Source organism: Gemmatimonas sp. (assembly GCF_044376735.1).
GTDB lineage: Bacteria > Gemmatimonadota > Gemmatimonadetes > Gemmatimonadales > Gemmatimonadaceae > Gemmatimonas.
Window position 1 is genome coordinate 1 of the sequence record NZ_JBILKJ010000082.1, and the last position, 11,676, is coordinate 11,676.

Annotated in this window: 13 protein-coding genes; 7 read left to right on the forward strand and 6 right to left on the reverse strand. The window is 67.3% G+C overall.

Translation table 11 applies throughout. The features are described 5' to 3' along the window. The 5 genes from ACIRA7_RS11245 to ACIRA7_RS11265 form a co-directional block, all read left to right on the forward strand. Positions 1–1,515 (forward strand): TonB-dependent receptor (locus tag ACIRA7_RS11245; RefSeq protein WP_396220935.1); only part of this gene is annotated, 1,515 nt, incomplete at its 5' end. Between the two features lie 72 nt (positions 1,516–1,587). Continuing rightward, on the forward strand, positions 1,588–2,952 hold the full coding sequence (locus ACIRA7_RS11250; protein ID WP_396220936.1) for an aminotransferase class V-fold PLP-dependent enzyme: 1,365 nt from the start codon (positions 1,588–1,590) through the stop codon (positions 2,950–2,952). A gap of 23 nt (positions 2,953–2,975) precedes the next feature. Beyond that, positions 2,976–3,635 carry a DUF4412 domain-containing protein gene (locus ACIRA7_RS11255; RefSeq protein WP_396220937.1) on the forward strand — a complete coding sequence of 220 codons (660 nt, stop codon included), beginning with the start codon at positions 2,976–2,978 and terminating at the stop codon, positions 3,633–3,635. Positions 3,636–3,747: 112 nt separating this feature from the next. Beyond that, positions 3,748–4,038 (forward strand): hypothetical protein, encoded by a 291-nt coding sequence (locus ACIRA7_RS11260; RefSeq protein ID WP_396220938.1) that lies wholly within the window; start codon positions 3,748–3,750, stop codon positions 4,036–4,038. A 47-nt stretch (positions 4,039–4,085) separates the two neighbouring features. Further along, the gene (locus tag ACIRA7_RS11265; protein ID WP_396220939.1) at positions 4,086–4,772 is read left to right on the forward strand and encodes a CAAX prenyl protease-related protein; all 687 of its coding nucleotides are present in this window, start codon (positions 4,086–4,088) and stop codon (positions 4,770–4,772) included. Here the strand turns inward: ACIRA7_RS11265 and ACIRA7_RS11270 are convergent. Continuing rightward, entirely contained in the window at positions 4,760–5,077 is a 318-nt protein-coding gene (locus tag ACIRA7_RS11270; protein WP_396220940.1) for a hypothetical protein, read from the reverse strand. The two genes, ACIRA7_RS11265 and ACIRA7_RS11270, sit on opposite strands and share 13 nt — an antisense overlap. 16 nt (positions 5,078–5,093) lie before the next feature. Here ACIRA7_RS11270 and ACIRA7_RS11275 point away from each other — a divergent pair, with 16 nt between their 5' ends. Both ACIRA7_RS11275 and ACIRA7_RS11280 read left to right on the forward strand, forming a co-directional pair. After that, positions 5,094–5,918 carry a DUF547 domain-containing protein gene (locus tag ACIRA7_RS11275; protein WP_396220941.1) on the forward strand — a complete coding sequence of 275 codons (825 nt, stop codon included), beginning with the start codon at positions 5,094–5,096 and terminating at the stop codon, positions 5,916–5,918. A 90-nt stretch (positions 5,919–6,008) separates the two neighbouring features. Further along, positions 6,009–6,137, forward strand: a complete 129-nt coding sequence (locus ACIRA7_RS11280; protein ID WP_396220942.1) for a hypothetical protein — start codon at positions 6,009–6,011, stop codon at positions 6,135–6,137. A 48-nt stretch (positions 6,138–6,185) separates the two neighbouring features. Here ACIRA7_RS11280 and ACIRA7_RS11285 read toward each other — a convergent pair whose 3' ends face one another. From ACIRA7_RS11285 to ACIRA7_RS11305, 5 genes are all read right to left on the reverse strand, one after another. Then, positions 6,186–8,627 carry an ATP-binding protein gene (locus ACIRA7_RS11285; RefSeq protein ID WP_396220943.1) on the reverse strand — a complete coding sequence of 814 codons (2,442 nt, stop codon included), beginning with the start codon at positions 8,625–8,627 and terminating at the stop codon, positions 6,186–6,188. A 2-nt stretch (positions 8,628–8,629) separates the two neighbouring features. Then, positions 8,630–9,163 carry a hypothetical protein gene (locus ACIRA7_RS11290; RefSeq protein ID WP_396220944.1) on the reverse strand — a complete coding sequence of 178 codons (534 nt, stop codon included), beginning with the start codon at positions 9,161–9,163 and terminating at the stop codon, positions 8,630–8,632. A 54-nt stretch (positions 9,164–9,217) separates the two neighbouring features. After that, complete coding sequence (locus ACIRA7_RS11295; protein ID WP_396220945.1) at positions 9,218–11,122, reverse strand: serine/threonine-protein kinase; 1,905 nt, start codon at positions 11,120–11,122, stop codon at positions 9,218–9,220. Positions 11,123–11,139: 17 nt separating this feature from the next. Next, the gene (locus ACIRA7_RS11300) at positions 11,140–11,319 is read right to left on the reverse strand and encodes a hypothetical protein (RefSeq protein WP_171223446.1); all 180 of its coding nucleotides are present in this window, start codon (positions 11,317–11,319) and stop codon (positions 11,140–11,142) included. Between the two features lie 94 nt (positions 11,320–11,413). Beyond that, positions 11,414–11,676 (reverse strand): alpha-hydroxy-acid oxidizing protein (locus ACIRA7_RS11305; protein ID WP_396220946.1); only part of this gene is annotated, 263 nt, incomplete at its 5' end.

Genomic DNA, 11,676 nt, shown 5'->3' on the forward strand with positions numbered 1-11,676 from the left:
GTGGCGCGCGCGAACACCATGTTCACCGGTACCGCGCGGTTCTCCGCCCAACGCGCGAATGCCAGCACGGGGCTGATGTTCAGCGGTGCCACCACGCCGAATACCACCGGCTTTCTCGGAACGCTCGACAACGCCGCCCGTATCCCGTTTGGCGGCGATAGCGCGACGGGGCAGTCGCTCTCGCAGTACACGGTGGGCGGCACGATGGCCGTGATGCCCGATCTGCATTGGACGCACACGGTCATCGCCGGCGTCGACGGCTATCGACTGCGCGGCCTCTCGGCCAACTCACTCCCTACGCCGGTGTTGACCACGAGTGCGTTGGGGGAAGGCCAGGGCTCGGCCGATCGTGGCACGCTGCGGTTGCGCACGGTGGGCCGGTTTGACGTAGCGGAGGGTACGCTGCTGGCGGTGACCTTCGCGGCCGAGCAGGCGCTCACCCGCGAGGGGGTATCGGAACTCGTGACGCCATCGGCGTCTCGCTTGGGAGGCGGAGGGTTGACGCCAACGGTCGCGTCGTCGCCCACGTCGTGGCGTCTCCGACAAAGCTTGATGCACAACACCGGGGTGTCGGCGCAGGCGATGCTGTCATGGCAGGACCGGTGGTACGTGTCGGCCGGTGGTCGCGCGGAACGCACGAGCGGTGCAACGGCGACGGTGCAGCACGCGCTGCTGCCGATGGTCGGCGCGGCCTATGTCCGTGACTACGGGCCGGCGGTGCTGAAGCTGCGCGGTGCCTTCGGCACCGGGATTCGGCCGGTGCGTACGATGGCGCGCGGGACGTCATGGATGGGGCGCGGGGTGGCTTCGGACACCGACGGGTTGCAGCCCGAGCAGCAGACCGGACTGGAAGCGGGTGCCGATCTGGTGTTGGCGCACGGCGTGTCGCTGCACGTCACGCGTTTCGATCAGCAGGCCTCCGGGTTGATCCAGCCGGTCGGCGCGATGACCACGGCGGTGGCCGCGACCGGGGGCATCGTGCGCAACGTGTCGTACACGCTGCAGAACCTCGGCGCGATTACGAATCGTGGGTGGGAACTGCAGGCCACGGCGCGTCGGAGCGGGCTGCAGCTGACCAGCATGCTCACGCTGGTGGACAGCCGCGTGGCGCGCACGGTCAAGGGCTACCGTGGAGAATTGCGGGTGGGCGATCGCATGCTCGACGTGCCGGCATCCACCATTGGCGTGTCAGCCGCGTGGGCCGCCCGCCGCTGGAGCGTCAGCTCGACGGTCACGCGCGCGGCCGATTGGATCGGCTACGATCGCATCGCGATCGGTGAAGCGGTGGTGAACAGCGCGTCCGCGCCCGATTTCGGGGGGGCACAGATGCGCCGCTACTGGCTGCACTACGGTGGGGTGACCCGCTGGCGGGCCAATGCCAGCTACCGGCTGCGCGGTGACCTGTCCGTGTTGCTGGGCGGGGAGAACCTGCTGAATGTGCAGCGTGGCGCCCCCGATAACGCGACCGTGACGGCCGGCCGCACGCTGAGCTTCGGCCTCCGCTCGATCTTCTAGACCCACGCCGGCACCGGGGTGGGGCGGCGGGTCTCCCCTCGCGCATTCCGGATTCTCGCGGCATGTTCGGGCATGGACCGCCGACTCTTCGTTTCCGCCGTGGCCGGGGCGACCGCCCTGCCCAGTCTCGCCGCCGCCATCTCGCCGCGCTTTTCGCCGCACGCGATCCGGCGTCTGATCGATGCCGCCGACGTCGCGAAAGATCGCGGCGTCGCTCTCTTCGACCCGTCCGCCCCCGCGTGGCGCGGCGATGCCGCACAAGCCGAGGCGTTCGCGGCGGACGAGGATTTCTGGGAGCCGATTCAACGGGCGTTCGATCTCGACCGCACGTGGATCAACCTGAACAACGGCGGCTGCTCGCCGGCGCCGTCGCATGTGATGGCGCAGCTGGAGCGCGACCTGCGGTTTTCGAACGAGCTGCCGGTGATTCACATGTGGCAGACGCTCGAGCCGCGCATCGAAATCGTGCGGCGTGAACTCGCGCTCGAATTCGGCTGCGATACGGAGGAAATGGCGATCACACGCAACGCGTCGGAAGCGATGGAGACGCTGATCTTCGGCATCGATCTCAAGCGCGGCGACGAAGTGGTGGTGAGCAACCAGAACTACGGGCGCATGATCAACGCGTGGAAGCAGCGCGCGCGCCGCGAAGGCATCGTGCTGAAGGAAGTGTCGTTCCCGGTGCCGTGCACCGATCCGCAGCAGATCGTGGACGCCTTTGCTGCGGCGATGACGCCGCGCACGCGCGTGATGGAGATCACGCATATCACCAACCTCACCGGCCAGATTCTGCCGGTGAGAGAGTTGATCACGATGGCGCGCGCGAAGGGCGTGGTGACCTTCGTGGACGGTGCGCATGCGTTCGCGCAGTTCCCGTTCACGCGCGACGAGCTCGACGTGGACTACTACGGTACCAGTCTGCACAAGTGGCTGTTGGCGCCGATCGGCACGGGTTTCCTGTACGTGCGCAAGGACAAGATCGAGCCGATGTGGCCGTTGATGGCGGGCAACCCCGGGCAGGAAGCCGACATCCGGAAGTACGAGGAGATTGGCACGCATCCGGCGGCAAATCACAACGCGATTTCGGTGTCGCTGGCGTTTCATCGCGCGATCGGCGCCGCGCGGAAGCAGGCGCGTCTCAAGTTCCTGCGTGACCGCTGGGCCAAGCGTTTGTTGGCCGAGGGCAAGGGGCGCGTGCACGTGCTGACGCCACTCGATTCGAAGTGGGGCGGCGGCATCGGCTTCTTCAACGTGGACGGTCTCGATCCGGTGAAGCTCGGCAGCTGGCTGGTTTCCCAGCACCGCGTCGTGCAGACGCCGATCGTGCATCAGGAGTTCAGCGGGATCCGCGTGACGCCCAACGTGTATACCACGTTGGACGAGATCGACCGGTTCTCCGAACTCGTGCTCCTGGCGATGCGAAAGGGCATCGCCTGACGTCTTCTTTCCAGCGAGTCCTGATGCGTCGAGTGTGTCCGGCCGCCGTTGCTGCGGCCACGGTGTCGATGTGGGCGGTGGTGGTCCCGTCGGAGCTCTCGGCGCAGCCGTTTGAAGGGGCGGTGACCATGCGCCTGTCGGGGAAGGGCGCGAACGGTCCGCAGGTGCAGGAGGTGGAGTATCTCGTGCGCGGCGGCAGGGTGCGCGTGTCGATGGGTGGGCCGGCCGGCGCGATGGCGCTGTTGTCGGTACCGCAGGAGCAGAAGGTCTATGTGCTGATGGCGGCGCAGAACGCCTACATGGAGATGCCGATTGGTGACGCGTCGTCGAGCGTCGCGGCCAAGGCGCCGGTCGATGCGAAGATCACACGCACCGGCCGCATGGACAGGGTGGCTGGCTACGCGTGCGAACACGTGACGGTGGCCAGCGCGGCCCAGACCGTCGACATCTGCCTGGCGAAAGGACTCGGCGGGTACGTGAATCCGCTGGCGTCGATGCAACGGGGCAGCGAGCCGGCGTGGCAGCGGATGCTCACGGTCGACGGCGGTTTCCCCCTCAAGGTCACGATGCCTGACGGGAGTATTCCCCTTGAGGTCGTGAAGATCGAGAAGAAGCGGTTGGCCAACGATCTGTTCTCGGTGCCGCTTGACTACACGAAGATGGAGATGCCTCGGCGTCGTTGAGGTAGCTGAAACCTCTGTCCCGTCGTCGCGTTAGGGAGGAGAGCAGGTGAACGGCGGCACGACGCCTCTGATTCCGTGACGTGCGCCGCTCCCGCACACCCAGGAGGTTCTCATGTTCTTTCTCATGTCGTTCGCGATCGCCAGCATCCTGGCCATTGTGCTGCATGGCACCACGCGTCGCTTTGTTCGCAATCGGCTTCGCTATGTCGACGCCGTGCAGAAGGGGCTCGCGCCGTGGGCGGCCGGTGGCGCGGCGTTCCTGATCGGTGCGGTGCTCGTGCCGTTGCTGCCCGTGGTGGGTATCGGTACGGCGCTCACGGCCGGACTGGCCGTCGGCACCGGGGTGGCCGCCGGCGCCCGTGATATCAAGCGGGGCAGCTCGCCGGTCGTCTACGGCCCGTGATCGGGCGCGGGGAGCCATGATGGCCCCCGCGGCGATACAATTGGGGTATGTCTGAACATGCATTGACCCGGCAGTACCCATCGCTCCCGTGGATCGCGCCGTTCGCGGTGTTCATGATCCTGCTGGCGGTCGGGCCCTCCCTTCCGATTCCGCAGCCGTGGGAATCGATCCTCCGCGTGGGCGTGCTGGTCGCGGTGATGCTCACGATCTCGAAAGACGTGGTGCTGTCACTCCGCGTGCGCCACGCGATGCCCAGCGTGCTGATTGGGCTGGCCGTGTGCGCCATGTGGGTCGCGCCCGACCAGCTCTTTCCAGGGTGGCGCGAGCACTGGCTTTTCCAGAACAGCATCACCGGAACCGTCAAGACGACGATCCCGCCGTCTGAACTGGCCGACCCACTGGTGGTCATTCTGCGGGTGGTGCGCGCGGCGCTGCTGGTGCCGATTCTCGAAGAACTGTTCTGGCGCGGCTGGTTGCCCCGCTGGATCGTGAACAACGACTGGCAGAAGGTGCCGCTGGGCACGTTCAACGGGATGGCGTTCGTGGCCACGGCGGTGCTGTTCGCGAGCGAGCACGGCCCCTTCTGGGAGGTCGGCCTGCTCTGCGGCTTCATCTACAACTGGTGGATGTGGAAGACGAAGTCGCTGGGCGACCTCGTGTTGGTGCACGCGGTCACGAATGCCGCCTTGTCGGGCTTCGTGATGGTGACGAAACAGTACGCTTACTGGATGTAGCGCGCGGGATGCCCGACTTCGCGCACGAGCATGGCCTGTGCGCCGCCAAAGTCCAGGAGCAGCACGTCGCCGGCACCGTGTTCGATGCGCACGCTCATGCTGTGAGGCGCCTCGGGGTTTTCGGTGAGGAGCAGGTCACCTTCCACGCGGTACACGAGGTCGACGACCTGATCCTGTCCACCCACGTCGACGTGGTAGCGGAGCACGCCATCGGGGAGAAATTCCATGCGGACCCCCGGAGCGAAGTCGAGTGACGCGTCGGCGCGCATGAGGCGCCAGATTCCCAACAACCAGATCGTGCTCATCGGCGTACTATACACGATGACATTCATGCTGCGCAGGGCCTCAGAGGTCGCATACCGGTGGATGCTGGCGGCGCTGCTCACCGCCGCACCGCTGGCTGGTCAGTCGGTGCCTGCCCAGACCACGGCGCGGGTCACGGTCGACCACTCGGCCTTCGACCGTCTGCTGCGCGCCCACGTCACCGACGGTCTCGTGGACTACGACGCCTTCCGCGATGCCGCCGCCTTCCGCCGGTATCTGACGTCGCTCGAGCGTGCCTCGCTGGCGGGTACCGACGACGACGAACGGTTGGCGTTCTGGATCAACGTGTACAACGCGTACACGATCCAGCTCATCGTCTCCCATGGGGAGCGCGAAAGCATCCGGAACATCGATCGCACGCTCGGCGTGCTCCGGTTGAAGGGGCCGTGGAGCGAGCCGATCGTGCGGGCGGCGGGACGCACGCTGTCGCTGGACGAGGTGGAGCACCGGATCATCCGGAAGGAGTTTCACGAGCCGCGCATTCACTTCGCGCTGGTTGCGGCGGCCAAAGGCAGCCCGCCGTTGCGCTCGGAGGCGTACACCGGGGCGGAGCTCGAGCGGCAGCTGTTTGATCAGGGGCGCCGGTTCTTGACGGACACCACCAAGAATCAGATCGAGACGAAATTCCCGCGCCTCAGTCCCATCTTCACGTATTACAAGTCCGACTTCGGCAATTCGCGCTCGGAGCTTGGCGGCTATCTGGCGATGTGGTTTGAGGGCGACACCAAGAAGCGCCTGGAGTCCGGGCGCTTCGGGCTGCGGGAACTGCCGTTCGACTGGTCGCTCAACGCGACAGCGACCACCGGCGCGCGGCCGCGCTGAGCGCCGCGCCGGGGGCCGGGGGAGGGGAGGTCGTTACGCTGGCCGGGGCTGCGGCGTCGGACGGTACATGCCCTTCACCCGGAGCCGCCAATGCATCGTCCTGTTCCCCCGCATCTCACGCGCGCCCGCTCGATTCGCTTTGACCTGCCGTCGCTCGCCCAGGCCGGCCTCGCCTTCCTGATCGCCTCTGCGGTCGCGTACGCGTTCAACGCGTTCTGAGCCGTCCGGTGGTTGAGTCGTGTAAGGGTGACGTTCCGTCGGCCTGGCTCAACGCCAGGCCGCCGAGGCCATGCCGGCCGCGTCGCGACGGAAGGGCACCCACACGAGGGCGACCAGCTGCAGGTGCACATCGCCGCTCTTGGCCTTGATCGGGATGGCCTCGAGCGCATCCTGCTGCGCATCGTAGGTCGCTCCCAACGCATCGATGTCCTGCTGCAGTGCCGCTTCGAGATCGGCGTACTGCAGCTGCAGGGCCTGCACGCTTTCGTTGGCGCGCGTCACGTCGCCCTGCTGCTGCGCGGCCCGTCCGGCGCCGCGGGCTGCCGTCCCGACCTTGCTGATGGCGCCGGCGGAAATCTTGCCGCGGCCGAAGATGGCGCCGAGGATCGCGCCACCGACCGAAATCGCGGTGTCCATCTTCGCTTGTGAGGCCTGCGCCTGCTCGCGTTGCACCGCCTGTTCGGCGCGACGCAGTCGCTCCTGCAACGACGCGAGCTTCGTGGCGTACTTGCCGCGCAACGTTTCGATCTGATGGTCGCGCGCCTCGCGGGCCATGAGTTGCAGGCGGATGCGGAAGTCGCGCTCCGCCTCGCCGGGCTTCGATGTCTGCTTGAAGGCGGCGCTACGCAGCAGCGACACGGTTTCATTCGTCACGATCCACTTCTGGAACGCCTTGCTCCACGCGGGATAGCTCTTGGCGTTCGCTGCCGCTTTCGGCAGCGCCCCATACGCGGCCCCGTCGACCGGTCCGCGTTCGAGAGCGGACGGATCGAGAGCCATGCGCTCGGCGTTGTCCCACTCCAGCGTGATCGGGCCGTCGTCCATCGTGGCCAGCAGGGCCACGCGTCGCTGCTCGGTCACGCCGTACTTCGCGCTGGCAAACGACACATCCGCCACACCGAGCACGGCCGGGTGATACGTGACGGGGCCGCCCGTGCCGTGCACCGGCAGGAAGTACTGCGGCACATCGGCCGACAATACGGGCGCCGGCGCCGATGCGGACGGATCGAGCGAGGACATGCTGCCGCCGCCGCTCGCACTGGCCGGCCGGCTGGCCGTGCCGGCCGCCGCGTCGCTGCTTGCGTTCGTGCGCGCGCTGAGTGTCTTGATCTGCTCGCGCGTCATCGGGCCGGCGAGATACGACATCGTCCAGCGCGTCTCGAAAGTGATCGGCGCCGATTCGTGCACGCTGTGCATCAGGAACACGCGCTTCCCGAGTCCGGCGATCGTCTGCTCCATGGCGGCCTTGTCGAACGGCTGTCCACCCGAGGCGCCTTCAAGACCTTCCATCACGCGCATCTTGTCGCGTTCGGTTTGCAGCCGTCCGATGAACCAGGTGCCGGTGTTCGACAGGCCGCGATAGTCGAGGTCCACCGGATTCTGCGTGGCCAGCACGACACCGAGTCCGTAGGCACGTGCCTGCTTGAGCAACGTGAGGAGCAGCACCTTCGACGGCGGATTCGCGACCGGCGGCATGTAGCCGAACAACTCGTCGATATACAGAATGGCGCGCAGTGAACCCGTACCCGGCTGCGTGCGCACCCACGCGAGAATGTCGGCGAGCAGGAGCGTCATGAAGAACATGCGCTCGGCGTCGCCGAGGTGGGCGATGGATACAATCGAACCTTTCGGCTTGCCGTTGGCGTCGTACAACAGCGTCGCCGTGTCGAGCGGCTCGCCCTGCATCCAGGTCTGGAAGCCCGGCGCCGCCAACAGGTTGTTGAGCTTCATCGCGAGCTCGGTGCGATCCTTCGGCGGAAAGACCGTGTCGAGCGGCATCACGCCAACCGTGCTGAACGGCGGCGACTGAATGCCGCCGATGAGGCCGGCCAGATCGAGATCGCGCCCGTCGCTCCACGCCGCGTGCAGCAGGTTGGCGAGCAGGATGTGTTCGCGGCTCGAGATGGGATCGCCGTTGATCCCGAGCAAGGCGAGCACACTGGTGGCGGTCGCGTCCACGCGCTCCTGCATCGCTTCGGTATCGTCGCGAATGACCGGCGGTGGGGCGACGAATGCCTTGAGCAATGACAACGGCCGGCCGGCGGTGCTCCCCGGCGTGTAGATCGTGACATCGGCGGCGTCGACGAGACGCTGAATGCGTGCGCCGTCTTCGCCCCAGCCGGCGAGACCGTCCTTCCAGAGGGTCGCCTGCTTCTCGGCAAATGCGTCGGCGGAGAGCCCGGCATTCGCCGCTTGCTGCGGGTCGACCCACGGACGGAAATCGGCCGGCGCGAGCGACGGGAATCGCAGCGCGAGGTTGCCGAGATCGCCCTTTGGGTCGATGGCGATCACGGGGATGCGATCGATCAGTGCTTCTTCGATGAGACCCACGCCAAGACCGGTCTTGCCGCTGCCGGTCATGCCGATGATCACGGCGTGCGTGGTGAGATCCTTCGCGTCGTACAACACGTAGTCGTCGCGCCGCGCGCGGGCGGCGAGGTCGTAGCGCTTGCCGAGGTAGAAGGCGCCCAACGTCTCGAAGTCGGTCATCGTCAGCGGTTCGTGCGAGGTGCGTCGTAGGTCGTGGGCACGCGGGCGAAGATCTCACGCTCGTGCTTGCGCAGGTTGTCGATGTCGTAGGGCTGGACGGGCTTCGCGGCGAGGTCCACGGTCTTGACGGCGGAGTCGACCTTGTATCCGCTCAGGTAGACGTTGAGGATCGAGTGCAGCATCGTCGGCGTGCTGTTGCCCGACGCGGCCTTCAGCGCGCGGTGTTCGAACAGGCGCGTGGGCGCGTACTCGGCGTTGTAGTAATAGGCCCGTGATGACGTGGCACTGTCGGTGAACAGCATTTGTTCTTCGATGACAACGAGCTTGCCGTTCACGTATTCGGCCTGATAGGCAGATTCGGCAGTGGTGCTGTCCGACCAGCCCCCCTGCACCTTCACGGTGTCGGTGGGTGATGCGGTCGCGGCCGCGGTCGCGACGGCGCTGTCGGCGACGGGCGCTTTCTGGTCGGCGCACGCGGCGGCCACGAGGGCGGCGCAGGCGAGGGTGGCCAGGCGCAGGGAGTTCGGGAGCGTCATCAGAGATCGGGTTCGGGATCACCGCGGCGCACGATGAACGCCGATTCCGCAATTTCACACCGGCGTTGGTTCGGGCGCGAGTCGGGCGGTGCGTGTGGCCGACGTATGGCGGGCGAGGGTCCGCTCCACGTCGGCGACCGCATCCACGCGACGCTGCAGATCGCGGACGACGTCGAGGTGTTCGGTCAGGGTTCCCGGCAGCGTTGTGCCGGCGTCGAGGCGAAGGAGGTCGAGCCGGATGGCTTCGAGGGCGGCAATGGTGGCCCCCAGTCGCCCGTGGACGGCCGTTTGCTCGCGGTCGAGGGCCTCGGTGGCCGCCGGTTGCTCGCGTGGCGTATCGGGGCGCCCAGCGGCACGCAGGCGCCGTTGCTCGCCCGAGATCTCGAGGGCGCGGCGGCGCAGCGCCGTGGCCTCCTGTGCCAGCGCGGCGGCGGCCGCCGGGAGTGCCTGGAGGTCGCGACGCGCCAGCTCGGGCAACCGCGCGAAAATCTCGTGCGCGGCCTGGTCGAGCAGCACTTCGGTGGGCGCGTCGGCCGGGATGGGTCGCGCGGCGGCTACGGTGGTCTTGCGGCCGAGCCATCCGACGAAACGCGTGGCGAGCGGTTTGCGCACGAAGCTGTAGAACCACGCGCTGAAGCCGTTGGTTTGACGCGCGGCGGCGAGGCTCCGATGAATCAGGATCGGTGGCAGTAGCCACGTCGCGACATTGAGTATGGTGTCGAGTGCGGCGGGTAGGGCCCATTGATCGATGGCGCCCTGCGCGAAGGCGAGGGCAAACGCGGCAGTGAGGACTGCGGTGCCGTGCAGGGGGCCCATCGGGGTTCGCCTGAGTGTGGGCCCCGGCGCGAGGGCATCGGCCACATCCGTCGGGGATACGCCGTTCCGCAGAGCGCGTCGTGCGGCGACCAGCGTTTCGCCGCCGCGCAGCGCGAGCACCGCAGCCGCGATCATCCACACGCCCTGAAGCAGCCCGAGCTCGATGACGCGCCCGAGCGATTTGGGATTCTCGCCCAAGACGAGAAAGAAACCGGCGAGCGAGATGGCAATGGTCCACTCCACCAGCGTCATCGAGGCTGCCGCGCCAATCCGAACCTCGCGGGCCTCGGCCGGCAGCTCCCCGCCGTCCGGTGTGCGCTCGAACGCCGCGATGAATGTGGCGGCGGTATCGAACCGATCGGCGGCGTCGGTAGCGAGACACTGGTCGATCGCATCGGCCAACGACTCGGGTAGTTGCGGCGCCCGTAACCGCACGGCGGGCGCCGGCGCCACGGCTTGCTGGGCGATGATGGCCAGCGCGCCGGCCCCGTCGTACGGATAGCGGCCGGTGGCGGCGAGATGGAGCGTGACGCCGAGCGCGTAGAGGTCAGCGCGTCCATCGACCGCCTCACCGCGCGCTTGTTCGGGAGCCATGTATTTCGCGGTGCCGGCCACTTCGCCGGACGACATCACGCCATCGTGGAAGGCGATGCCGAAGTCGGCGATGAGGGCGCGATCGGTCCCCTGCTCGAGCAGGATGTTTTCGGGTTTGACGTCGCGATGGACAACGCCGCGCTCGTGCGCATAGGAGAGCGCCCAGCCGACTTCACGGCCGATCCGTCGGATGGCATCGGCAGGCAGAGGTCCCACCCGGCGCAGGCGATCGGCCAGCGTTTCGCCCGGCACATACGCCATGACGAACCACGCGAGGTCACCCGACTCCTCGACCCCGTGAATGGGCACGATGTTCGGGTGAAAACACTGGGCGGCAATGCGCGCTTCGCGCAGGAACCGGCGTCGCACGTCGCCGCGCGCGGCAATGGTCGGCGCGAGCAGCTTGATGGCGACCGGACGTTCGAGAAACACGTCGCGCGCGAGATACACGATCCCCATACCACCGCGGCCGATCTCAGTCTCGAGCGAGAAGCGGCCCGCGAGGGCGGTCTGCAGGGCGACGAACGCCGGATCGGGAGCCATACCCATGGTGCCGCCCTACGGCATCAGAATTCGCGGCGCTTCATTTCCTTGAAAATGCCTTCAGCTTCGGAGCCCTCCAGCGGCTCGCTCTTGCCGCGGGTGGCTTCGAGGGTGGGGTCGAACAGGCTGCGCGAGGGCTTCTTTTGCTGCGACGCCTTGGCGGCCGTCTTCTTGAGCAACGCCTTGAGCTGCGAATCCTTCATGAGCACTCCGGTTGGGGGCTCCTTGATGTTGCTGGTACCGGAGGCGCCTGTAAAGGCCGACGAAGCAGACCGCCAACCATTGAGGGCAGCGGCGTTACACGCGCGTCACGCAGCTGGCGGTGATTTCGGCTACGCCGGTACAGCCGGCCAGTCCCATGGTGAGATCGAACTCGGCCTGCACGTTGCGCAGCACCTCGGCCACGCCCGCTTCCCCCGCCAGCGCGAGCCCGTACACGTACGGGCGGCCCAGCAGCACGGCAGACGCGCCGAGGGCGAGCGCCTTGAAGACATCGGCGCCCCCGCGGATGCCGGAGTCGAGGAGCAGCGGGCACTGTCCGCGCACTTCGGCGGCGATGG

What these genes read in the sequence shown, in the direction of transcription:
- ACIRA7_RS11250 (WP_396220936.1), top strand. Translation starts at nt 1,588, where the DNA reads ATGGACCGCCGACTCTTCGTTTCCGCCGTGGCCGGGGCGACCGCCCTG.
- ACIRA7_RS11255 (WP_396220937.1), top strand. Translation starts at nt 2,976, where the DNA reads ATGCGTCGAGTGTGTCCGGCCGCCGTTGCTGCGGCCACGGTGTCGATG.
- ACIRA7_RS11260 (WP_396220938.1), top strand. Translation starts at nt 3,748, where the DNA reads ATGTTCTTTCTCATGTCGTTCGCGATCGCCAGCATCCTGGCCATTGTG.
- ACIRA7_RS11265 (WP_396220939.1), top strand. Translation starts at nt 4,086, where the DNA reads ATGTCTGAACATGCATTGACCCGGCAGTACCCATCGCTCCCGTGGATC.
- ACIRA7_RS11270 (WP_396220940.1), bottom strand. Translation starts at nt 5,077, where the DNA reads ATGAGCACGATCTGGTTGTTGGGAATCTGGCGCCTCATGCGCGCCGAC.
- ACIRA7_RS11275 (WP_396220941.1), top strand. Translation starts at nt 5,094, where the DNA reads ATGACATTCATGCTGCGCAGGGCCTCAGAGGTCGCATACCGGTGGATG.
- ACIRA7_RS11280 (WP_396220942.1), top strand. Translation starts at nt 6,009, where the DNA reads ATGCATCGTCCTGTTCCCCCGCATCTCACGCGCGCCCGCTCGATTCGC.
- ACIRA7_RS11285 (WP_396220943.1), bottom strand. Translation starts at nt 8,627, where the DNA reads ATGACCGACTTCGAGACGTTGGGCGCCTTCTACCTCGGCAAGCGCTAC.
- ACIRA7_RS11290 (WP_396220944.1), bottom strand. Translation starts at nt 9,163, where the DNA reads ATGACGCTCCCGAACTCCCTGCGCCTGGCCACCCTCGCCTGCGCCGCC.
- ACIRA7_RS11295 (WP_396220945.1), bottom strand. Translation starts at nt 11,122, where the DNA reads ATGGGTATGGCTCCCGATCCGGCGTTCGTCGCCCTGCAGACCGCCCTC.
- ACIRA7_RS11300 (WP_171223446.1), bottom strand. Translation starts at nt 11,319, where the DNA reads ATGAAGGATTCGCAGCTCAAGGCGTTGCTCAAGAAGACGGCCGCCAAG.